At 60.1% G+C, this 21,966-nt stretch carries 19 protein-coding genes and 2 pseudogenes; 14 read left to right on the top strand and 7 right to left on the bottom strand.

Translation table 11 applies throughout. The annotated features are described in order from the left end of the window. Positions 1–68: 68 nt before the first annotated feature. From AC07O1_RS28030 to edd, 6 genes are all read right to left on the bottom strand, one after another. A complete protein-coding gene (locus AC07O1_RS28030; protein WP_495090893.1) occupies positions 69–1,361 on the bottom strand; it encodes an ABC transporter substrate-binding protein in 1,293 nt (430 codons plus the stop codon). A gap of 116 nt (positions 1,362–1,477) precedes the next feature. Then, positions 1,478–2,737: a D-mannose isomerase gene (locus tag AC07O1_RS28025; protein ID WP_495090892.1), complete on the bottom strand. Its 1,260-nt coding sequence runs from the start codon at positions 2,735–2,737 to the stop codon at positions 1,478–1,480. Between the two features lie 154 nt (positions 2,738–2,891). Beyond that, positions 2,892–4,361 carry an ATP-binding protein gene (locus AC07O1_RS28020; RefSeq protein WP_494992112.1) on the bottom strand — a complete coding sequence of 490 codons (1,470 nt, stop codon included), beginning with the start codon at positions 4,359–4,361 and terminating at the stop codon, positions 2,892–2,894. Further along, positions 4,351–5,082: a response regulator gene (locus AC07O1_RS28015; RefSeq protein WP_494992111.1), complete on the bottom strand. Its 732-nt coding sequence runs from the start codon at positions 5,080–5,082 to the stop codon at positions 4,351–4,353. The genes AC07O1_RS28020 and AC07O1_RS28015 overlap by 11 nt, the downstream gene beginning before the upstream one ends. A gap of 170 nt (positions 5,083–5,252) precedes the next feature. Continuing rightward, positions 5,253–6,209: a glucokinase gene (locus AC07O1_RS28010; protein WP_495090891.1), complete on the bottom strand. Its 957-nt coding sequence runs from the start codon at positions 6,207–6,209 to the stop codon at positions 5,253–5,255. Further along, positions 6,206–8,032, bottom strand: a complete 1,827-nt coding sequence (edd, locus tag AC07O1_RS28005) for a phosphogluconate dehydratase (RefSeq protein ID WP_495090890.1) — start codon at positions 8,030–8,032, stop codon at positions 6,206–6,208. Before edd ends, AC07O1_RS28010 begins: the two co-directional genes overlap by 4 nt. Positions 8,033–8,254: 222 nt before the next feature. Between edd and gap the strand changes: the two genes are divergently transcribed. From gap to AC07O1_RS27965, 8 genes are all read left to right on the top strand, one after another. Further along, entirely contained in the window at positions 8,255–9,256 is a 1,002-nt protein-coding gene (gene gap, locus AC07O1_RS28000; protein ID WP_494992108.1) for a type I glyceraldehyde-3-phosphate dehydrogenase, read from the top strand. 117 nt (positions 9,257–9,373) lie between these two features. Beyond that, positions 9,374–9,838: a methylglyoxal synthase gene (locus AC07O1_RS27995; RefSeq protein ID WP_495090911.1), complete on the top strand. Its 465-nt coding sequence runs from the start codon at positions 9,374–9,376 to the stop codon at positions 9,836–9,838. Between the two features lie 79 nt (positions 9,839–9,917). Further along, a complete protein-coding gene (locus AC07O1_RS27990; protein ID WP_495090889.1) occupies positions 9,918–10,433 on the top strand; it encodes an RNA polymerase sigma factor in 516 nt (171 codons plus the stop codon). A gap of 126 nt (positions 10,434–10,559) precedes the next feature. Beyond that, the gene (locus AC07O1_RS27985; protein WP_495090888.1) at positions 10,560–11,528 is read left to right on the top strand and encodes a FecR family protein; all 969 of its coding nucleotides are present in this window, start codon (positions 10,560–10,562) and stop codon (positions 11,526–11,528) included. Positions 11,529–11,648: 120 nt separating this feature from the next. Then, entirely contained in the window at positions 11,649–14,234 is a 2,586-nt protein-coding gene (locus tag AC07O1_RS27980) for a TonB-dependent receptor (RefSeq protein WP_495090887.1), read from the top strand. 113 nt (positions 14,235–14,347) lie between these two features. Continuing rightward, positions 14,348–14,956 carry a biliverdin-producing heme oxygenase gene (locus AC07O1_RS27975; protein WP_495090886.1) on the top strand — a complete coding sequence of 203 codons (609 nt, stop codon included), beginning with the start codon at positions 14,348–14,350 and terminating at the stop codon, positions 14,954–14,956. A gap of 173 nt (positions 14,957–15,129) precedes the next feature. After that, complete coding sequence (locus AC07O1_RS27970) at positions 15,130–15,531, top strand: YbaN family protein (protein ID WP_495024523.1); 402 nt, start codon at positions 15,130–15,132, stop codon at positions 15,529–15,531. 195 nt (positions 15,532–15,726) lie between these two features. Beyond that, a complete protein-coding gene (locus AC07O1_RS27965) occupies positions 15,727–17,085 on the top strand; it encodes a CoA transferase (RefSeq protein ID WP_495090885.1) in 1,359 nt (452 codons plus the stop codon). A gap of 128 nt (positions 17,086–17,213) precedes the next feature. Here the strand turns inward: AC07O1_RS27965 and AC07O1_RS27960 are convergent, their stop codons facing one another. Continuing rightward, a complete protein-coding gene (locus AC07O1_RS27960; protein WP_495090910.1) occupies positions 17,214–18,083 on the bottom strand; it encodes a DNA-3-methyladenine glycosylase family protein in 870 nt (289 codons plus the stop codon). Positions 18,084–18,588: 505 nt separating this feature from the next. Between AC07O1_RS27960 and AC07O1_RS27955 the strand changes: the two are divergent. The 6 genes and pseudogenes from AC07O1_RS27955 to AC07O1_RS27930 form a co-directional block, all read left to right on the top strand. Continuing rightward, positions 18,589–18,672, top strand: a pseudogene (locus tag AC07O1_RS27955) (hypothetical protein); the annotation flags it as partial. A gap of 90 nt (positions 18,673–18,762) precedes the next feature. Beyond that, a pseudogene (locus AC07O1_RS27950) lies at positions 18,763–18,899 on the top strand (carbamate kinase); the annotation flags it as partial. Positions 18,900–18,979: 80 nt separating this feature from the next. Then, the gene (locus AC07O1_RS27945) at positions 18,980–19,339 is read left to right on the top strand and encodes a DUF5064 family protein (RefSeq protein ID WP_495090884.1); all 360 of its coding nucleotides are present in this window, start codon (positions 18,980–18,982) and stop codon (positions 19,337–19,339) included. Between the two features lie 167 nt (positions 19,340–19,506). Beyond that, complete coding sequence (gcsR, locus tag AC07O1_RS27940) at positions 19,507–21,015, top strand: transcriptional regulator GcsR (RefSeq protein ID WP_495090883.1); 1,509 nt, start codon at positions 19,507–19,509, stop codon at positions 21,013–21,015. 414 nt (positions 21,016–21,429) lie between these two features. Continuing rightward, positions 21,430–21,813 (top strand): glycine cleavage system protein GcvH, encoded by a 384-nt coding sequence (gene gcvH / locus AC07O1_RS27935; protein ID WP_494992099.1) that lies wholly within the window; start codon positions 21,430–21,432, stop codon positions 21,811–21,813. Positions 21,814–21,824: 11 nt separating this feature from the next. Beyond that, on the top strand, positions 21,825–21,966 hold a 142-nt coding region (locus AC07O1_RS27930), incomplete at its 3' end, for a hypothetical protein (protein WP_495090909.1).

Below are 21,966 nucleotides of genomic sequence, written 5' to 3'. Positions count from 1 at the left end.
GAATGCGCACAGTGACCCCTTGTGGGAGCGAGCTTGCTCGCTCCCACAAGTTCACGCGGCGTCAGGGACTACTGGGCGGCTTTGATGGCCGATGCCAATTGGGCGCTGGCCTTGGCCGGGTCAGCGCTCTTGTCGTTCATGAAGTTGGTCACCACATCGAAGATCGCGCCCTGTACCGCCAGGGACGTGGCCATGTTGTGCGCCATGCTCGGTTGCAGGCCGCCGGTCTTCTCGTCAGCCAGGAAATCCTTGGCCGACGCCTGGGCGCAGGAGTCGAAGCCCAACGTGCTCATGTCATTGAGCATGTCGGTGCGAACCGGGATCGAACCTTTGTTGATGCTGAAGACCTTCTGGAAGTCTTTACCCAGTGCGACCTTGGCCAGGTCCTGCTGAGCAGCGATATCGCCGGTGCGATCGGCCTTGAGCTTGAACACTGCGAGGGAGTCGATGTTGTAGGTGAAGGCTTTTTCAGTGCCCGGGAACGGCACACACTCATAGTCCTTGCCGGCTACCTTGTGGGCGGCGGTCCATTCGCTTTTGGCCCAGTCACCCATCATCTGCATGCCAGCCTTGCCGTTGATGACATCGGCGGCAGCGATGTTCCAGTCACGCCCCGCGCGATTGGGGTCCATGTAGCCGGTGAGCTTTTTCAGCTCGGTGAAGGACTTGACCATTTCAGGGCCGGAAAGGGTTTTCTGGTCCAGATCGACCAGGGCTTTCTTGTAACCATCAGCGCCCATGACCGAGAGCACCACATCTTCAAACACGGTGCTGTCCTGCCAAGGCTGACCGCCGTGGGCCAGGGCAATGAAGCCTGCGGCTTTCAGTTTGTCGCCAGCGGCATAGAACTCTTCGAGGGTGGTCGGGGCTTTTTCGATACCGGCTTTCTTGAAGACGGCCGGGTTGATCCACAGCCAGTTGACCCGGTGGATGTTCACCGGCACAGCGACGTAATCGCCTTCGTACTTGACGGTATTGGCGACCTTGACCGAGAGCAGGCTGTCCCAGTTTTCCGCTTTGGAAACGCCTTTCAGGGCGTCGGTGCTGAGCAGGCCAGTGCTGCCCCACTCCTGGATATCCGGGCCTTTGATTTGCGCGACACCCGGTGGGTTACCCGCCACGGCGCGGCTCTTGAGTACGGTCATGGCTGTAGCGCCACCGCCGCCGGCAACTGCACCGTCCTTCCAGGTGAAGCCGTCTTTTTCGACTTGAGCCTTGAGGACATCGACCGCTGCTTTTTCACCGCCAGAAGTCCACCAGTGCACGACTTCCACGGAACCTTTGGACTCGGCAGCAAGGGCGCTGAGGGGAAACAATGAGGCGAGAGAAATGACAGTGGCGAGGCGAGAAATCGCATTCATCTGAAGTACCTTTCTTGTTGTTATGCATGCAAGTCTGGTGCTTGCGCTGCATAGGATTTTAACCAGGGCTTTAGCCTTCGCAGGTAACGAAGGGACGCGTAAATGTCACGACATGGTTACACAGCAACGCTCAGGGATAACTGTGCCAGGGCAGTTGCCATGCTGGGCGCCAGAGGCAGACGGGGCAGCAGAACGGCTTGCCAGGCGTGATAGAGATCGGGTTTGCCGGCCCAGATATCGGCACTGGGTCGATTCTGCGGGTCCAGTTCGTGATGCCAACTGCCATTGTCTCGATCGATCAGCCGGGTTTCACTGAACTCCCAAAACAACCGATACCAGGTTTCGTAACGAGGCTCACCCGTGCGCTTGAGCAAAGCGCTGGCGGCGGCACTGGCTTCGGCATGTGTCCAGTGCAATCGATGGCGAACCACCGGGCGATTGTCCCAGTCCAGGGTATAGACGATGCCCGGCGCCCCATCGACTGCCCAACCATGACGGCAGGCGCTGTCGAACAAGCCCTGGGCATCCGTCGCCAACCATTGCGGTGTCAGCAGCCCCGCCCGATGACGAGCTGCGTCAAGGTGCAGCACTAGCCGCGCCCATTCGAAACCGTGGCCGGGGGTAGTGCCGTAGGGCCGGAAACCATCGTCGGGTTTGTCCTGGTTGTATTCGCGTAGCGGCTGCCAGTGTCGATCGAAATGCTCGATGACCATGAACTCGTTGGCCGCAGCATGGGTATGAATCACTCGCTCGACGATGCGCAACGCGCGGTCCAGCCAGCGACTGTCCTGGGTGACATCCGCCAGGGCCAGAAAAGCCTCGGTTGCATGCATATTGCTGTTGGCGCCGCGATAGGTTTCTTCGTCACTCCAGTCACGATTGAAGGATTCGCGCATGGCGCCCTCCTCTTCGCTCCAGAAGTGCTCGTCGATAATGGTGATCGCATCCGCCAGCAAGGCCTGTGCACCCGGCCGCCCGGCGACAACCGCAGAGCTGGCAGCCAGCGCGACAAAGGCATGCAGGTAGGCGGCTTTGCCCGTGTTGCCGTCGCGGTGGGACGGTGCGGCAAACCAGCCGCCGTGCCTGGCGTCCCGAAGCGGTCCGCTCAGGGCGGCGATACCGTGATCGACCAGTTCGGCAAACCCGGGTATGCCCTGAACGTGCGCCATGGCAAAGCTGTGGGTCATGCGCGCGGTGTTCATGGTTTCGGCTTGGGCATTAGCCGGGAGGCAGCCCTGATCGTCGAGATTGCCAAAGCCTTCGACAACTTTCGCGGCTTTGGCGAATGACAACAGACGCTGGCCTTCGGCGGCGAGCCAGGCGTGGTGGGCAGGCGAATTCAGCCAACAGCTGAACGTTGGAGGAGTGGTGTCCATTGGGTACCTTTTTTTGTTGTTATGACTGACTGGAGTCTAAACAACGCGTGGTACAGCGCAGGTAACGAAGGACCGGCCGAATGTCACCGCTCAGTGACACAAGAGGATCCGCTTTTCGTAGCAACTGGCGAAGCCTGCTGCTACAAAGTACCGGTCAATCCACACTGCGGGGCAAATGCAACGTCACCCGCAACCCACCCTCACGCAGATTCTGCAAGCTCACTTCACCACCATGGCTATGAGCGATGTTGCGGGCGATGCCCAGCCCCAGGCCGTAACCCTGCTGCTGACCCGACAGACGAAAGTGCGGCTCGAAGACCTGTTCCAGACGCTGTTCAGGCACCCCCGGCCCCTCATCGTCGACATGCAGGATGAACGCGGCGTCATCGTCATCGATATGCAGATGAGCCTTCTGTCCGTACTTCAACGCGTTGTCGATCAGGTTGCCGATACAGCGCTTGAGCGCTAGCGGTTTGCCAGGATAGGTCGCCAGCGCCCGCCCCTGCTGGGTCACCCGGCCATTGCCGTTGGGACTCAGATAGGGTTCGACCAGGCAATCGAGCACATGGTTGAGGTCCACTGGCTCGATGTTTTCGTGAATATCGGTGTCTTTGACGCATTGCAGCGCGCCTTTGACCAGCAACTCCAACTCATCGAGATCCCGACCGAACTTGGCTTGCAGCTGTTCATCTTCCAGCAGTTCGACCCGCAGCCGCAGACGGGTAATCGGCGTACGCAAGTCATGGGAAATGGCGCTGAACAACTGGCTGCGCTCGGTCAGGTAGCGACTGATGCGCTCACGCATGGTATTGAAGGCGCGGCCGACCTCGACCACTTCGCTGCCACCACCCTCGGCTACCGGCTCGACTTCGGCGCCCAACGACATGTCCCGCGCGGCCCGCGCCAGACGCTTGAGCGGTCGACTTTGCCAGTGCACCAACAGGCCGATGAACAGCAGCAGAAAGCCGCTGGTCAGCAGAATGAACCACACCTGCTGCGAAGGCAGCCCTTGCTCTTCGAGGCTGGTGTAGGGTTCGGGCAACAGCGAGGCGATGTATAGCCATTCGCCCGGGGCCAACTGAATTTGCGTGACCAGCACCGGCGGATTGACCGGCTCCAGGGTCAGCGCGTAATGGGCCCAGGAGCGCGGCAACTCATCGAGTTTCAAACCGCCATTGAATATCCGCAGGTCTTCGGCGCTGACGAATTGCACCGAGATAACCGCATCATTGCCCAAGGACTGGCGCAGCACCTCATCCACCGCCTTGAGCACCGCTAGCTTGCGCGGCGTCGGCGGTAGCACTTCCATACCCAAGGGCTTGTCGTTGAGGGTCACGACGAATCGCGTGCCGCCCATGCTGCGCAACTGGTCGAGCACCAACGGTCGGTAAGCCACCGGCAACGACCGGAAGTAACTGACGCTGGCAGTCATCGAATGCGCCAGGCTGCGGGCGCTGGTGACCAGTCCTTCAAGCTGGGTAGCGCGCAATTGCGAAACCCAGATCACACTCGACAGCGTCTGCGCGAACAGCACCGCCAGTAACGTCAGCAACAACATTCGCCCAAGCAACGAACGTGGCACCGGCACGCGGCGAGCGATTCTGGCGAAGAACTCAGTGACCATTGCTGGCAACCACATTGGCAGCCAATTGATAACCGCTGCCGCGCACCGTGCGAATCAGGCGCGGTGGTTTGTCGGTGTCGCGCAAACGCTGGCGCAAGCGACTGACCGCCATGTCGACGATACGGTCCAGCGGCATCAAATCACGGCCGCGGGTGGCGTTGCCGATGGTGTCGCGATCGAGGATTTCCTGCGGGTGATCCAGGAACAGTTTCAGCAAAGCGAAATCGGCACCGGACAAAATCACTTCCTCGCCGTCGGTATGAAACAAGCGGTGGCTGACCATATCCAGTCGCCAGTCATCGAAGGACAAGACTTCACCACCGGAGCGCTCCTGACCGAACTGGGCCCGGCGCAACAAGGCCTTGATCCGCGCCTGCAATTCACGGGGGCTGAAGGGTTTGCCCAGATAGTCGTCGGCGCCCAACTCCAGCCCGATCACCCGGTCGGCTTCGTCGGAACTGGCGGTAAGCATGATGATGGGCACCTGGGACTGACGCGGGTGCTGGCGAATCCAGCGACACAGGCTGAAGCCGTCTTCGTCCGGCAGCATCACATCGAGGATCACCAGGTCACTCGGTGCGTCGTTCAAGGCCTGGCGAAACCCGGCGCCGTCCGGCGTGGTCCGCACCTGAAAGCCGGCGCGGCTGAGGTAGGCGTCCAGCAACTCGCGTATCTCTTGATCGTCATCGACCAACAAAATCGACTTACTGACTGAGCTCACGTGGGTCGTCCTTGTTGTTATGGATGGAGCGGATTATGCCTTATGGATCACAGATCTGGATCGTTCCCACGCTCTGCGCGGGGATGCATCCCGTGACGCTCTGCGTCACCTCTCGAAGCGGACGCAGAGCGTCCATGGCGGCATTCCCACGCGGAGCGTGGGAACGATCATCAGGAAACCGCCTGCTCCAGTGCCACGCCGGCCCCCGTCAGGCCGGAATATGGCGCTGTCACCAGCCACACCGGAATACCCTTGAAATAATCGCTCATGCAGCCCTTGTCGGCGAAGCAACGAGCAAAACCACTCTCCAGGAAGAAGTCGGCAAACCTCGGTATCACGCCACCCACGATATACACCCCGCCACGCCCGCCAGTGGTCAACACGTTGTTGCCGGCGACGCGACCGAGCCAGCAGCAGAATTGCTCCAGTACTTCCAGCGCAATCGGATCCCCCGCAAGCCCCGCAGCTGTGATCGCCTCCGGCGTATCGAGGACCGGCTCATGCCCGTCCACCGCACAAATCGCCCGATAGACCCGCGGCAAGCCGCTGCCGCTCAGCGCGGTCTCGGCGCTGACATGACCGATCTCACTGTAGATGTGTTGCCACAACTGGGTTTCCCGCAGGCTGCTCAACGGTAAGTCGACATGCCCGCCTTCGCCTGGCAACGCAGCCCAGCGGCCTACGCCAAGGTCTAGCAAGGTACCGACACCGAGCCCTGTGCCCGGCCCGATCACCACCGCCGGACGCAACGGTTCGGGAGTCCCTTCGCAAACCACCCGATATTCACCCGGTTGCAGGCGGGTCATGCCCAGCGCCATGGCCGAGAAGTCATTGACCAACAGCAGCTGATCGACCTGCAAGGCCTGGCAGAAGGCTTTACGACTCAACCGCCAGTGGTTGTTGGTAAAGCGAAATTCGTCACCACTCACGGGGCCGGCCACCGACAGGCATACCGACCCGATCGAACCGAGGGGCAAACCCAGCCCGCTCAGATAGACGCCAATGGCCTCTTCCGGGCTGGTGTGGTCGGCCGTCGCCAGCACCTGGATCGACTCCAGTTGCTGGTCTTTCCACAACGCAAAACGTGCATTGGTTCCGCCAATGTCACCGACCAGCGCTAGCTTCACTTCAGGGTCTCCAGTGCAGAGGTAAAGGCGCTGGCACCTTGCTCTGCCGAGCTGAAGGCCATGCGCATGAAACCGAACAATTCACGACCGCAACCAATGCCGTTATCCAGCAGACCTTTGGCCGGCTCGCGTGCCGCGAATTCATCGGTGTCCACCATAAGCTGCAAGGTACCATTGACGCCATCGACACGAATGATGTCGCCGTCGAGCACTCGCGCCAGCGCGCCACCGACAAAGGCTTCGGGGCTGACGTGGATCGCCGCCGGGATCTTTCCGGAAGCACCGGACATACGCCCGTCGGTGACCAGCGCAACCTTGAAGCCACGGTCCTGCAGAACACCGAGGAACGGGGTCATTTTGTGCAGTTCCGGCATACCGTTGGAACGCGGCCCCTGGAAGCGCATCACCGCGACAAAATCCTTCTCCAGCAGACCTGCCTTGAAGGCATCGGCCAGGTCCTGCTGATCCTGGAACACCATCGCCGGTGCTTCGACGATCTGGTGCTCTGGCGCAACCGCCGAGACCTTCATCACGCCACGGCCGAGGTTGCCTTCCATCACCCGCAAACCGCCCTCTGGCGAGAACGCGCGAGCCACCGGCCGCAGGATGTTTTCATCGAGGCTTTCGATCGGACCTTCACGCCACACCAGTTCACCGTTCTCCAGGAACGGCTCCTGGGTGTAGCGGCTCAGGCCATGGCCGGCCACAGTGTTGACGTTTTCGTGGAGCAAACCGGCTTCCAGCAGTTCGCGGATCAGGAACGACATTCCGCCCGCGGCCTGGAAGTGGTTGATGTCGGCTTTGCCGTTGGGGTAGACGTGGGACAGGGTCGGCACCACCTCGGAGAGGTCGGCCATGTCCTGCCAGGTCAATTGAATGCCCGCCGCCATGGCGATGGCCGGCATGTGCAGCGTGTGGTTGGTCGAGCCGCCAGTGGCGTGCAGTGCCACGATGGAGTTGACCAGCGAACGTTCGTCGACGATCTCGCCCAGCGGCGTGAAGTTACCGCTTTGTTTGGTCAGACGGGTGATCTGGTGCGCGGCTTCGCGGGTCAAGGCATCACGCAGCGGGGTGTTCGGGTTGACGAAGGATGCGCCCGGCAAGTGCAGGCCCATGACTTCCATCAGCAACTGGTTGGTGTTGGCGGTGCCGTAGAAGGTGCAGGTGCCAGGGCTGTGGTAGGACTTCATCTCCGATTCCAGCAGCTCTTCGCGGCTGCACTTGCCTTCGGCGTAGCGCTGGCGGACGTCGGCTTTTTCCTTGTTGGAAATCCCCGAGACCATCGGCCCGCCCGGGACAAAAATCGTCGGCAAGTGACCGAAGCGCAGCGCGCCCATCATCAGGCCGGGAACGATCTTGTCGCAGATACCGAGCATTATCGCCGCGTCGAACATGTTGTGGGACAGCGCCACGGCAGTCGACATCGCGATCACTTCGCGGCTGGCAATGCCCAGCTCCATGCCCGGTTCACCCTGGGTCACGCCATCACACATGGCCGGTACGCCACCGGCGAACTGGCCGACCGAGCCGATCTCGCGCAACGCGTGTTTGATCTGTTCCGGGTAGTGCTCGTACGGCTGATGCGCCGAGAGCATGTCGTTATATGACGAAACTATTGCCACGTTGGCGGCGTTCATCATCCGCAGAGTGTTTTTGTCTTCAGTGCCGCAACCCGCCACGCCGTGGGCGAAGTTGGCACATTGCAATCTGGCGCGTTGCGGGCCATCGCTGGCGGCACCGCGAATCAGGGCCAGGTAAGCCTCGCGAGTAGCGCGACTGCGGGAAATAAGCCGTTCGGTGACCTCAAGAACGCGGGGATGCATATGTAGAACTCCAGGCTAACGGATGTGGCGACCTGATTGTCTATGCTGATTGAAGGTGTCTGCGCTTGGCATTGCAGACGTGCTTTTCAAGCATTCGGACCAGTTGATTCAGGCCACTCGTTGTAGATAAAACAAAATATTGCCACTAAAAAGGCTTGTTTTCTATTTTTTTACGAATAATCTTGTAATTCCAACAACAAAATTACAGCAGGCGCTTTTCAAATGACTCTACGAATTGCAATCAATGGTTTTGGCCGTATTGGCCGTAACGTCCTGCGAGCACTTTATACCCAAGGCTATCGTCAGGATCTGCAGATCGTCGCCATCAACGATCTGGGGGACAGCGCGATGAACGCGCACCTGCTCAAGTACGACACCGTCCACGGCACCTTTGATGCCGACGTGCAGCACGATCAGGAAAGCCTGACCGTCAACGGTGACCGTATCGCGGTCAGCGCCATCCGCAACCCGGCCGAACTGCCATGGGCTGCCGAGAAGATCGACGTGGTCTTCGAATGCACCGGCCTGTTCACCGACCGCGCCAAAGCTGCTGCCCATATTACTGCCGGCGCACGCAAAGTGATTATCTCGGCACCGGCCAAAGGCGCCGACGCCACCGTTGTCTACGGGGTCAACCACGACATTCTGCGCCAATCGCACCAGATCATTTCCAACGCGTCGTGCACCACCAACTGCCTGGCCCCCGTGGCCCAGGTGCTGCACCGCGAGCTGGGCATCGAAAGCGGTTTGATGACCACCATCCACGCCTACACCAATGACCAGCACCTCACCGACGTCTACCATGTCGACCCGTACCGTGCCCGTTCGGCCACCCAGAACATGATCCCGAGCAAGACCGGCGCCGCCGAAGCGGTGGGCCTGGTGCTGCCGGAGCTGGCGGGCAAACTGACCGGCATGTCGGTGCGCGTACCGGTGATCAACGTGTCGCTGGTGGACCTGACCGTGCAGCTCAAACGCGAAGCGACAGCCGATGAGGTCAACGCGCTGCTCAAAGACGCCAGCCAGCATTCGAAGATCCTCGGTTACAACACCCTGCCGCTGGTCTCCAGCGACTTCAACCACAATCCTCTGTCGTCAATCTTCGATGCCAACCACACCAAGGTCAGCGGCAAGCTGCTCAAAGTGCTGGCCTGGTACGACAATGAATGGGGCTTCTCCAACCGCATGCTCGATAACTGCCTGGCCCTCTGCAACGCGGAGTAGGTGCTGGCGCAGGCTGCGATCTTTTGATCTTGACGTCCGCGTGACCGCTGAAAAAATCGCAGCCTTCGGGCGCTCTGCAACGCCCAATAAAGCGAATCGCCTATGGAACAGCAACCGATGATCGGTATCAGCTTCACCCAGAAAACCATGGCGGCGCGCAAGCGTATCGCCCTGGTCGCCCATGACCACTGCAAAGTGTTCCTGCTGGACTGGGCCGAACGGCAAAAGGACAAGCTCGCCCAACACGAACTGGTCGCTACCGGCACCACCGGCCTGCTGCTGAGTAAACGTCTGGGCCTGCCCGTGGAAAGTATGATCAGCGGCCCGTTAGGCGGCGATCAGCAACTCGGTGCACGGATCGCCGAGCAGCGGGTGGATATGCTGGTGTTTTTCTGGGACCCCTTCGAGCCACAACCACACGACCCGGACATCAAGGCGTTGCTGCGGGTTGCGGCGGTCTGGAACATCCCGGTGGCCTGCAATGAATGCAGCGCCGACTACCTGCTCAGCAGTCCGCTGATGGATCAACCGCACTCGTACCGGATTCCCGATTACGAGGCTTACCTGCTGGGCCGTCAGTAACTCTCTCACAAAGTAGTACTTGACCATTCGTGCAGATGATAAGCATTATCATTAACTGCAAAATGGATCAGGTCCTACCGTGAGTCAATCGCGCTTCAACCACGTCTTCCTCGCTCAGCGAGTCTCTCTGCTGCGCACGCTGGAGCGGATGGTCAACAACCACAGCACCGCCGAAGACCTCTTGCAGGAAACCTACCTGCGCGTGACCCGCGCCTTGAGCGAACGGGCGATCGACCACCTGGAACCCTTCGTTTTTCAGACCGCCCGCAACCTTGCCCTGGATCATCTGCGCTCGCGGCGCATCCAGGCCCGGACCCTGCTTGAGGACGTCCCGCTGGATGTGGTGCAAAGCGTCGCCGCGCCCCTGAGCAGTGCCGAAGATGCCGCCCATGCCGAACAGTTGCTCGAACGCTTGAACATCAGCCTCAGCCAACTCAGCCCGCGCCAGCAGCAGATTTTCATGCTCAGTCGCCTGCACGGACACAGCTACCTGGAAATCGCCGAGAAGCTCGGCGTGTCCCTGAGCACCGTACAAAAAGAACTCAAACTGATCATGGCCATCTGCATCGGCGTCGCCGAACGCTTAAACAGCTGATCGGTCTGCCGGATTACTCTTTAATACAGTATGGGTGTCATACAAATCAGTTTGTTACCCTTAGCCCTCTTTCCAGATATCCATCCAGTAAAGCAGTCGTGCTGCAGACACCACCAAGGAACGCCCGTGACGGACACCGACCGATTCCGCCCGCCAGCCATGGCGCCGGACACCTCCAGCGACAGTGCCATGGACCAGGCGCTGGATTGGCTGATCGTGCTGGAACGTCCGGGCGAAGAGCAAACCCGGCAATTCCACGACTGGTTGGCGGCCTCGCCGTTGCACGCCCAGGCCTTTGCCAAAGCCCAGGCCATCTGGGACGGTCCGCAGGTAGCACAGTGCGCTCAAAGCCTGAGCGCACAGCATAAAAAGTCGATCCTCTCGCGCCTGCGCCCGCACTGGAAGCCGCTCGCCACAGCGGCCGTGTTGGTGCTCGGTTTATTCAGTTTCAGCAACCTGCCACTGCGTTTGCAGGCCGATCATCTGACCGTGGTCGGCGAGCGCCAGCGCCTGCAACTGGAGGACGGCTCCCAGGTCCTGCTCAACACCAACTCGGCGTTGTCCAGCACCATCAACGAACAGCAGCGCGTTGCCCGTCTGTTTCAGGGCGAGGCGTTTTTCGACGTGACGGCCAATCGTGGTCAGCCGCTGGAAATCGACGCCGGCCCGGTCAGGGCCAGCGTGCGCGACACCGCATTTGCCGTGCGTTATCTGGACGGCGTGGCCCAGGTCAGGGTTCAGCGCGGTGACGTCGATCTCCAGACGACCCGTGACGACGCGCGAATACGCCTTTCCGCCGGGGACAGCATCCGCATCGGCCCGAATGGTTTTGATCGGCCCGCCAGGCTGGACCTCGACAAGGACCTGGCCTGGGTCCAGGGACGCCTGGTGTTCGAAAACTGCCCGCTGAGCCAGGTGCTGGCTGAACTGCGTCGTTACTACCCGGGCTGGATCATCAACAACAACGCACAGCTTGCCGATGTTGCGGTAACCGGCAACTACCGTCTCGACCAGCCGCTGGAGGTGGTTCGCGCCCTGGCCCACATCACTTCCGCCAGGCTCCAGGAATTCCCGGCACTGGTAATCCTCAACTGATTCGAACTTATTTTTACTCGATAGCCATCGGTAGAACGTCTCGTTATAGCCAATGCAATTGATTCGCATTTTTAATGCTGATCTGCACCTATAAGATTCGTGCGACACGGAGCGCTATCGATGTCCCCTCGCCTCAACAGCCGGTCCCCTTCATCTTCTGCACGCCTGCAAAACGGCACGCTGTCCTTGCTCACCGCCGCCATCCTGCTGGCTGGCGCACCAGCCACCCCGGCCATGGCCGCCACCGCAGCCCAACAACCGACCCACAACATGGGCGATTACACTTTCGCCATCGCCCAGCAGCCGCTGGTGTCGGCACTGAACGCCTTTACCGCCGTCACCGGCTGGCAAGTCGGGCTGCCCGCAGAGCTCGCTGAAGGCGTCGCATCGCCTGGCGTGCGCGGTTCACTGGCGCCGGAAAAAGCGCTGGACCGACTGTTGTCGGGCACCAACCTGAGCTATCGCAAGCTCGGTAACAACAACATCGTTCTGGAAAGGCGTACCGGCGGCGCACTGGCCCTGCAAAAGGTGACCATCAGTGCCACTCGTCAGGCACAGGACGTGACCACCGTGCCGAGCACCGTCACGGTTCACGACCGTCAGGAGCTGGACCGCCAGAACGTCAACACCATCAAGGAACTGGTGCGCTACGAGCCGGGTGTTTCGGTGGGCGGTGCCGGTCAACGTGGCGGCATCACCGGCTACAACATCCGCGGCATCGATGGCAACCGGATTCTGACCCAGGTCGACGGCGTCGAAGTCCCCAACGGCTTCTTCAACGGCCCCTATGCCAAGACCCAGCGCAACTTCGTCGACCCGGAAATCGTCAAGCGCGTGGAGATACTCCGCGGCCCGGCGTCAGTGCTCTACGGCAGTAACGCCATCGGCGGCGCGGTCAGCTATTTCACCCTCGACCCGGACGACATCATCAAACCCGGCCAGGACTTCGGCGTACGCCTGAAGACCGGCTACAACTCTTCCGACGAGAGCTGGCTGAAGTCCGGCACTTTCGCCGGCCGCGTCGATCAGTTCGATGGCCTGCTGCACTTGAGTCAGCGCGAGGGTCACGAAACCGAGTCCTTCGCCAGCAACAACGGCACCGGGCTGGAACGCACCGCTGCCAACCCGGAAGACGTGCGCACCACCAACGTGCTGGCGAAACTGGGCTGGAACTACAACGAAGATTCGCGTCTGGGCCTGACCTACGAAAAGTACAAGGACGATCGCGACATCAATCAGAAAAGCGCCGTCGGTGGTCCGTTCAACGCGGGCCAGCCGCTGGGTATGTATCGTTCGCGTACCGGTAACGACACCGTTACCCGAGAGCGTTTCGGCCTGGAGAACAACTTCGCCCTCGAGACCACAGTGGCCGATCACCTCAAGTGGAGCCTGAACTACCAGATTGCCAAGACCGACCAAAGCACCGTGGAAAACTACTTCCCGTTCAGCCGCAATGTGATGCGCTCGCGCGACACGCTCTTTGAAGAGCAGCAGTGGGTGTTCGACGCACAATTGGACAAGGCATTGAGCATCGGTGAGACCGATCACCTGCTGACCTACGGCACTACCCTCAAGCAGCAGAAAGTCACCGGCTCGCGCAGCGGTAGCGCTACTTGCCTGGCGGTCGGTCGTGGCTGCACGGCCATCGGTGCAATCAGCCCGGCGGATGTATTGAAGAAGTCCAGCGACTTCCCGGACCCGACCATCAACACCTACAGCCTGTTCGCCCAGGATCAAATCAACTGGAACCAGTGGACCTTCCTGCCGGGCCTGCGCTACGACTACACCCAGCTCAAGCCGCACATCACCCAGGAATTTCTCAACACCGTCGCCGCCGATGGCAAAGGCGCCGTCAGTGACGAGAACAAAACCTGGCACCGTGTGTCGCCCAAGTTTGGACTGACCTACGCGCTGACCGATCAGTACACCTGGTACGGTCAATACACCGAAGGTTTCCGCACCCCGACCGCCAAGGCGTTGTACGGACGCTTCGAGAACACCACCACCGGCTACCGCGTGGCGCCTAACCCTGATCTGCAACCGGAAACAAGCAAAAGCTACGAGACCGGCCTGCGCGGCAACTTCGAATCCGGCTCGTTCGATGTGGCGGTGTTCTACAACCAGTATCGCGACTTCATCAATGAAGACGCCGTCACCCCCGGCTACACCGAGCTGACCTTCCAGAGCAGCAACATCAAGCACGCCACCATCAAGGGCATCGAGGTCAAGGGTCGCCTGCAACTGGATGCCTTTGGCGCACCACAAGGCCTCTACAGCCAGGGCTCGGTGGCCTACGCCCACGGTCGCAACAACGACACCGGCGAGCCAATCAACAGCATCAACCCGCTGACCGGCGTGTTTGGCCTGGGCTACGATCAGGACAACTATGGCGCCTTGCTCAGCTGGACGGTGGTCAAGAAGAAAGATCGCGTCGACAACAGCAACTTCAAGTCGCCTGACGGCGTCAGCACCCAATTCAAATCGCCTGGCTTCGGCATTCTCGACCTCAGCGCTTTTTACAAGGTCACCGACGATGTCACCGTCAACGCTGGCCTCTACAATCTGACCGACAAGAAGTACTGGCTGTGGGATGACGTGCGCGGCTTCGACAGCGTCGGCGAAGCCGCCGTGATCAGCCCGGCCAACCTCGACCGCCTGACCCAGCCGGGTCGCAACTTCGCGGTCAACCTGATTTGGGATATCTGATCCGGGGTCCTCACTGCGTCGCTCTTATCCATGACGCAGTGAGGATTTTTTACGCTGCCACGTCTCCCCGTTCGTCTAGTTACAAAGCGCCTCTCATTCTCAAGGACATCTTCATGACCAATCAGGATTCAACCCAGCGCCCAAGCCTGCGCTCCCAGCGTCTGAACCAGATCACAAACGAACCTCATGCCCGACTCGACGCGCTGGTCAAAGCACACGCGCCGTTTGAAACCCAAGCCAGCTTCGCCCGTTTCGTCGTCGCCCAGTACCTGTTCCAGTCGGAGCTGGTGGCGCTGTACAACGACGCTGAACTGATCAGCATCGTCCCGGACCTGCCAGCCCGCTGCCGTGCCGAGCAGGCCAGGGCCGACCTTGCCGATCTCGAGACAGATGTACCGGCATCGGTTGCTGGCGCGGTTAAAAACCCGAGTAAAGCCCAAGCCCTGGGCTGGATCTTCGTTTCCGAGGGCTCGAAACTCGGCGCAGCGTTTTTGATCAAACGTGCCGTCAGCCTGGGCTTGAGCGACACCTTCGGTGCCCGCCACCTGGGCGAGCCGGCTGGCGGTCGTGCCGAAGGCTGGAAGAGCTTCATCAAAACCCTCGACGGGCTTGAGTTCAGCGCCGAAGAAGAAGTCGATGTAGAGAAAGGCGCGATCGACGCATTCAACCGCTTCACCGTATTGCTGGAACAGGCGTACGCCACGGCACCCGAACTAGCCTGAACCGGACATGCTTTTGTAGGAGCAGGGGGGGCGCCTAGCCCTTGCCCGCGATGAACGATGACGCAGTCTGTCTGATACACCGCAGCGCATTGATCGCGGGCAAGTCGGATCGCCGCACCGCTCGCTCCTACAGGGTTCGGAGATGTTTCAAAAGAACCGATACAATCAAGCCTATGACCCGCCAATCCCTCCCCACCTCAAAATCCGCCCGCCTCCTCTTTGGCCTGCTGGCCTACGCCAGTCTGGCCTTGGGGCTGATCGCCATCGTCGTGCCAGGTTTGCCGACCACCGAGTTCATCCTGCTGGCCGCCTGGGCTGCGACCAAAAGCTCGCCGCGCCTGAGTGCCTGGCTGGAAAACCATCGGCTGTTCGGGCCGATCCTGAACAACTGGCGCAACGGCAAAATCATCGCCCGTAGAGCCAAGGTCAGCGCCACCCTCAGCATGCTGCTATGCGCCGGGCTAATGCTGGTGATGCTCGACCACGGCTGGCCGATCTACCTGGCCATTGCCGGAATGAGCCTGGGTAATCTGTGGATCTGGTCACGACCGGAAACTGTGCCGCAGACGTCCTGATCCACCGCCCCCTCGCCACAACTTTCGGGGGTAACCCCCGTAGGAGCGAGGCTTGCCCGCGATCAACGATGAGCGGGTTGGTCTGATACACCGCAACGCCCATTTCGCGGGCAAGCCTCGCGCCTACAGATACCCGCGCAGCTTTTGATCTTTTGATCATTAATCTATGATTCCCCCTCTTCCGGAGGGCCTTTGATGACTGATTTTCTGACGTCCATTCATGCTGCACTTGGCTTGCAGCAACCCCCTGAAACCATCCGTTTCACCTCCATCGGCGCCCTGTCCTCGGCATTTGCCGTCACCGATTTGGCTGGTGCCAGCATCGCTGCCGCAGGCCTTGCCGTTGCCGAACTGCTTCGCAGCCAGACCGGCCGCTTGCCCGCGCTGGAAGTCGACCGGCGTCTGGCGTCGTTCTGGTTCGCCACCTCACTGCGTCCAGTCGGCTGGAGCGTCCCGCCACTGTGGGACCCGATAGCCGGTGACTACGCCACCCGCGACGGCTGGATCCGTCTGCACACCAATGCAGCGCATCACCGCGCCAGCGCCGAACGCGTCCTGGGCCAGTGCGCTGATCGGGCGGCGATGGCCGCCAAGGTCGAACAATGGGGAAAAACCGAGCTGGAACAAGCGCTCGTCGACGCCGGAGGCTGCGCCGCCGAAATGCGCTCCTGGGCGCAATGGCAAGTGCATCCCCAAGGTGTGGCGGTGAATGCCGAGCCGCTGATCCATTTCGCACAGAGCAGCCGTGAAGCCGCAGAAAAATGGCAAGGTTCGGTGGCGCAACCACTGGCCGGGATCAAGGTATTGGACTTGACCCGCGTGCTCGCAGGCCCGATTGCCAGCCGCTTCCTCGCCGGACTTGGCGCCGATGTGCTGCGCATCGATCCGCCGGATTGGGATGAGCCCGGTGTCGTACCGGAGGTGACCCTGGGCAAACGTTGTGCCCGACTGAATCTCCATGACAGCGTCGATCGCGCCGTATTCGAAAGTCTATTGGGAAAGGCCGACATCCTCCTCCACGGCTACCGCGCCGACGCACTGGAACGTCTCGGTTACGGGCAGATTGAACGCCAGAACATCGCTCCTGGACTGATTGATGTCTGCCTCAACGCCTACGGTTGGAGTGGCCCCTGGCAAAACCGCCGGGGTTTCGACAGCCTGGTACAGATGAGCAGCGGAATTGCCGACGCTGGCATGCTCTGGAAAAAGACCGACAGACCCACGCCGTTGCCGGTCCAGGCACTGGACCATGGGACCGGTTACCTGATGGCCGCCAGCGCGATTCGCGCGCTGACAGAACGCTTGAATCATGGCCACGGCAGCTCGGCCCGATTGTCATTGGCGCGCACCGCGAAGTTGTTGGTGGAGCATGGGCCTGGCAACGCGCAAGAGCCTCTGCGGGCAGAAGATGCAGAGGATCAAGGCATGCTGGTCGAGCAGACCACCTGGGGGCCAGCCCATCGCCTGCAAGTGCCGTTGAAGATTACCGGCTCACCATTGCAGTGGGCATCTCCAGCCTGTGAGTCAGGTTCACATCGGGCGAAATGGTGGTGATTTTAAAGTGATTTTCTCGAGCAAGCCCGCTTGTACATGCACAGCAGCAGTCCGGATCCGAAGGTCAGTGTCGAGGCATTGCAAGGTTCGATTGCCAGGCCAGAGATCCGTTGAACGGCAATCAATGATCAGCTGAGCGACGTCCAAAGATGCTGTGCCGCATAGGCCCGCCACGGCCGCCAGGCTTCGGCTCGCAACAATAGATGGCGGGCCGTGACCGGCTTGCCTTCGAGGGCCGCCAAGGCATTGATCAACCCCACATCGCCCGATGCAAACGCATCGGGCTCGCGCAACTGGCGGATGGCAATGTACTGCGCCGTCCAGTCACCAATACCGGGTAACTCCAGCAATCTCGCCACACTGTCCTGCAGGCTGGCCTTGGGTTCGAATATCTGCGGATCATCCAGCAAGGCCTGCGCGACCCCAGACAACGTCCTGCCACGATTTTTGGGCATCCCCAATGCAGCGAGATCAGCTGCGGCCATGACCGCCGGCTCCGGGAAGACATGGGTCAACCCCGGCAGTTTCGGGTTCAGTGCGCGCAGCGGCTCGCCATACTGCGCCACCAGCTTACCTGCCAGTTTAATCGCCGCGCCGATGGTGATCTGCTGGCCCAACACCGCCCGGATCGCCAACTCCAGAGCGTCCCATGCTCCAGGTACGCGCAGCCCCGGGCGAGCGGCCGTCAACCGGCCCATCAACGGGTCACGCGCCAATTGCTGATTGATCATCCGCGGCTCAGCCGCCAAATCAAACATGCGCTGCAATCGCCCCAGAATCTGCGGCATAGAGGCCCGGTCCGCAAAACGCACCGTCACCTCAAGTGCATCTCCCGTCCCCGGTTGCACGCTGAGCGTGCCATGAACACCTTTCAGGCTGATGCTGCGTGAATACGCGCCATCGGCCACGGTCTCCAACCCGGCAATCGACCGTGCAGCGAGGAAACCGAACATCGCCGACCAGTCATACGGCGGCCGGTAAGGCAGAAAAAGTGTCACTTCTTCTGCACTGCAAACATCGCGCGCAGTCACAACGAATAGATCCTGCTGCCGATCATCGAACCCACTACCAGAGCGATTAACGCGCTGAGTCGAAGCTTTTGCGTCGGCTGGGTCATGTTTACCTCGGCGTTCAAGTGTTTTCAAACGAGCGAAACTACAGCACTTATTCATCCAACTAAATAATCACAGGCAATAACGTTTATCAGGTAACGCCAGAAACCCTGCCTTGCTTAGAACTAATTATTCTATGCGCCAGCCGTCGCTTTGCGGTTCTGTGGTGTGTTGCTGATAAATCAATCACCCAGCGGAAATCGCTATCAGACTGCGCACATTTGATAAAACGGACTAAGTTCATATTTCCAGGCAGTTGAATCCATTCAGCTTACATATTAGCCACAGCCTCTGGAAAAGGCTTCAACAGCATCCACTGTCATACCGTTGAAATAAGCATAAACCGTTCATAAACAATGAAATGTCCCCATGCACCGATCCACGTCAGTTATTGGGTTACTTCGTCCTGCCGTTCAGTACCCTTGGATATTTCTCCCCGATCTTCGGCGAAGGCAACACTGTGGCCGCCGTCATCCGGCCAATATCGCCCTGGAGCAAGCGCAATACCCTATGCACACGATCAAGGCGATCCTGCGTCGCGGTGAAGCCATGACCGCAGCAGGCAGGCCCCAAAGTCCAGGCTGCCTGCAAGTTCGCCCACAACACTGGCAAAGTCGCGGTGATCGGTTCACTCTCGGACATCGAAGCGATCGTCCAGGGCAGGCCGGTACTCACATCAGCACGGCGAAACCCGGGATCAGCGACTACCGAGAAGCTTGCTGCAAGAATTTCGAGGGCAGACCGGCGGTCTGCCCTTTTTCAGCCTTGAAGGAGAGACACCCATGGCCATATTCGAACCCGGGCATTTGCACATCGAGCGCCACGCGCTGCAAAAAGGCGACGTCAGCTATGACCTGCGTATCGACTATGAAGTGGTCCAGGATCCCAAGGAAGGCATAGGCATGCTCTTCACCCTGCACGGGACTGTCGAGGGTAAGGAGCTCAAGGAGTCGTTTTTTCTGCCCAAGGACCAGGCCTTCGATTTTGCTCGCCACGCCACCCATATCGCACAGAAATACGGCATGCCCAAGACCGCCAACATCATCTCGATGCACAAATACTACGACGAGATGTTCGAGGACGTGCGCAAGCAACTCGGCGTCAAATCCGGTGACCCGGTCAAGCCGGAGCATCTGGAGTAAACCTGCTCCGAAATTATCGGCGCAAGGGACATCCACCCCTCACCCTTGGGGAGAGGGCTGGGGTGTGTAGTGGTTTTCGAAACCGACGATAATTTCGACATTTCACCAACTACCCTCCTCCAAGGCATACTTGCCACCCCTCGCATTGCAGAACCGTCAACCGCCCCATGCGTATCCACGTCAGTTTCATCGACCGCGTCGGCATCACCCAGGAAGTCCTGGCCTTGCTCGGCGGGCGCAATCTCAATCTGGATGCGGTGGAAATGGTTCCACCCAACGTCTACATCGACGCCCCGACGTTGAGCCCGCAGGTGCTGGAAGAGCTACGCGATGCACTGTTCAGCGTGCGTGGCGTGCAAGCGGTGACAGTGGTCGACATCCTCCCCGGCCAGCGCCGTCATCTGCAGCTAGACGCTTTGCTCGCGGCGATGACCGACCCGGTGCTGGCTCTGGACAGCGCTGGCAACGTCCTGCTGGCCAACCCGGCGCTCGTTGCCTTGTACGGCCGCGAACCGGCCGGGGAAAGTATCACCGAACTGTTTGCCGATCCGGCGCTGCTGGATGCGTTGCTCGAACATGGCTTCCGTCTGCCGTTGCGCGAAATCACCGTCAATGGCCAGACCCTGTTGCTCGACGCCACACCGATCACCGACGCCGGGGCTCTGCTGACGCTGTACCAGCCCAATCGCATCGGTGAACGCCTGTCCGCGCTGCATCACGACCATGCCGAAGGCTTCGACGCACTGCTCGGCGAGTCCCCGGCGATCCGTACCCTCAAGGCCCGCGCCCAGCGGGTGGCGGCCCTCGACGCACCGTTGTTGATCCAGGGCGAAACCGGCACTGGCAAAGAGCTGGTGGCCCGCGCCTGTCACGCCATCAGCGCACGCCACAGTTCGCCGTTTCTGGCGCTGAACTGTGCGGCACTCCCGGAAAACCTCGCCGAAAGTGAGCTGTTTGGCTACGCCCCCGGCGCCTTTACCGGCGCCCAGCGCGGCGGCAAGCCGGGGCTGATGGAGCTGGCCAACCAGGGCACGGTGTTTCTCGACGAAATCGGCGAGATGTCGCCCTATCTGCAAGCCAAGCTGCTGCGCTTTCTCAACGATGGCAGCTTCCGCCGGGTCGGTGGTGATCGCGAGGTCAGGGTCAATGTGCGGATACTCAGCGCCACCCACCGCGATCTGGAAAAAATGGTCGGCGAAGGCAGCTTTCGTGAAGACCTGTTCTATCGCTTGAACGTGCTGAATGTCGAAGTCCCGCCGCTGCGCGAACGCGGTCAGGACATTCTGCTGTTGGCGCGCTACTTCATGCAGCAGGCCTGTGCGCAGATTCAACGTCCGGTCTGCCGCCTGGCGCCCGGCACCTATCCGGCGCTGCTGGGTAACCGTTGGCCGGGCAATGTCCGGCAATTGCAGAACGTGATCTTCCGCGCCGCAGCGATCTGCGAAAGCACGCTGGTGGACATCGGTGATCTGGACATCGCCGGCACTTCCGTGGCGCGTCAGAGCGACACCGAAGTCGACAGCCTGGAACAGGCCATGGAAGAGTTCGAGAAAACCCTGCTGGAAAAACTCTACGTCAATTACCCCTCGACCCGCCAACTGGCCAGCCGCCTGCAAACCTCCCACACCGCCATCGCCCATCGTTTGCGCAAATACGGCATTCCCGGCAAGGTCTGAAGCCATCTGCGTCCTTCGTAGGAGCGAGGCTTGCCCGCGATTCAGACGATAAGGTGCGCCAGACGTACCGCGTTATCGTTCATCGCGAGCAAGCCTCGCTCCTACGAAGGACGACGCATCAAAAACGACCTCCACCTGTACTGAAAGCGCTACAGTGGAATGATATCGATACACCCCTCAGTAATCTCCGCCACGCAAGGCTTTGATCCTCATAGGCTTTTTTCTTCGCCTTCCGCTGTAGCGATTTCGCTACAGTCATGGATTTCTTTGCCTACTCAAAAACACCCAAGCAATTGATTTATAAAGAATAAAAAACATTGGCCGCAATTTTGCTAAGTAATTGTTCATTCAGCTCTGCCCTGCACGAGCATTCAATCGCGTCTACCAGACGAGTCTGGCCCCTGAGGAGTTTCCATGAGCGAGTTGCGTTTTACTGAAGATCACGAATGGCTGCGCACCGAAGCTGACGGCAGCGTTACAGTCGGCATCACCGCCTTCGCACAGAACGCCTTGGGCGACGTGGTCTATGTGCAACTGCCAGAACTGCAGTCCTACGACAAAGGCGCCGAAGCCGCCACCGTCGAATCGGTAAAGGCTGCCAGCGGCGTTTACATGCCATTGGACGGTGAAGTGGTTGAAACCAACCCGGCCCTCAACGACAGCCCTGAACTGGTCAACGAAGATCCGCTGGGCGAAGGCTGGTTCTTCCGCTTCAAGCCGACCGACGCCTCGGCTGTCGCCAACCTGCTGGATCAAGACGCCTACGACCGTCTGATCAAAGCCAACGCCGAAGCCTGAGGAATAGCGCCATGACTCAAGTCAACCTGAGCACCGCCAACGAATTCATCGCGCGCCACATCGGCCCGCGTCAGGGCGACGAGCAAGCCATGCTCAACAGCCTGGGCTTCGACTCCCTGGAAGCCCTGAGCGCCAGCGTCATCCCCGACAGCA

The organism is Pseudomonas sp. GW821-FHT07G10, from assembly GCF_059418545.1.
This window is presented reverse-complemented; position numbering and strand designations above follow the sequence as displayed.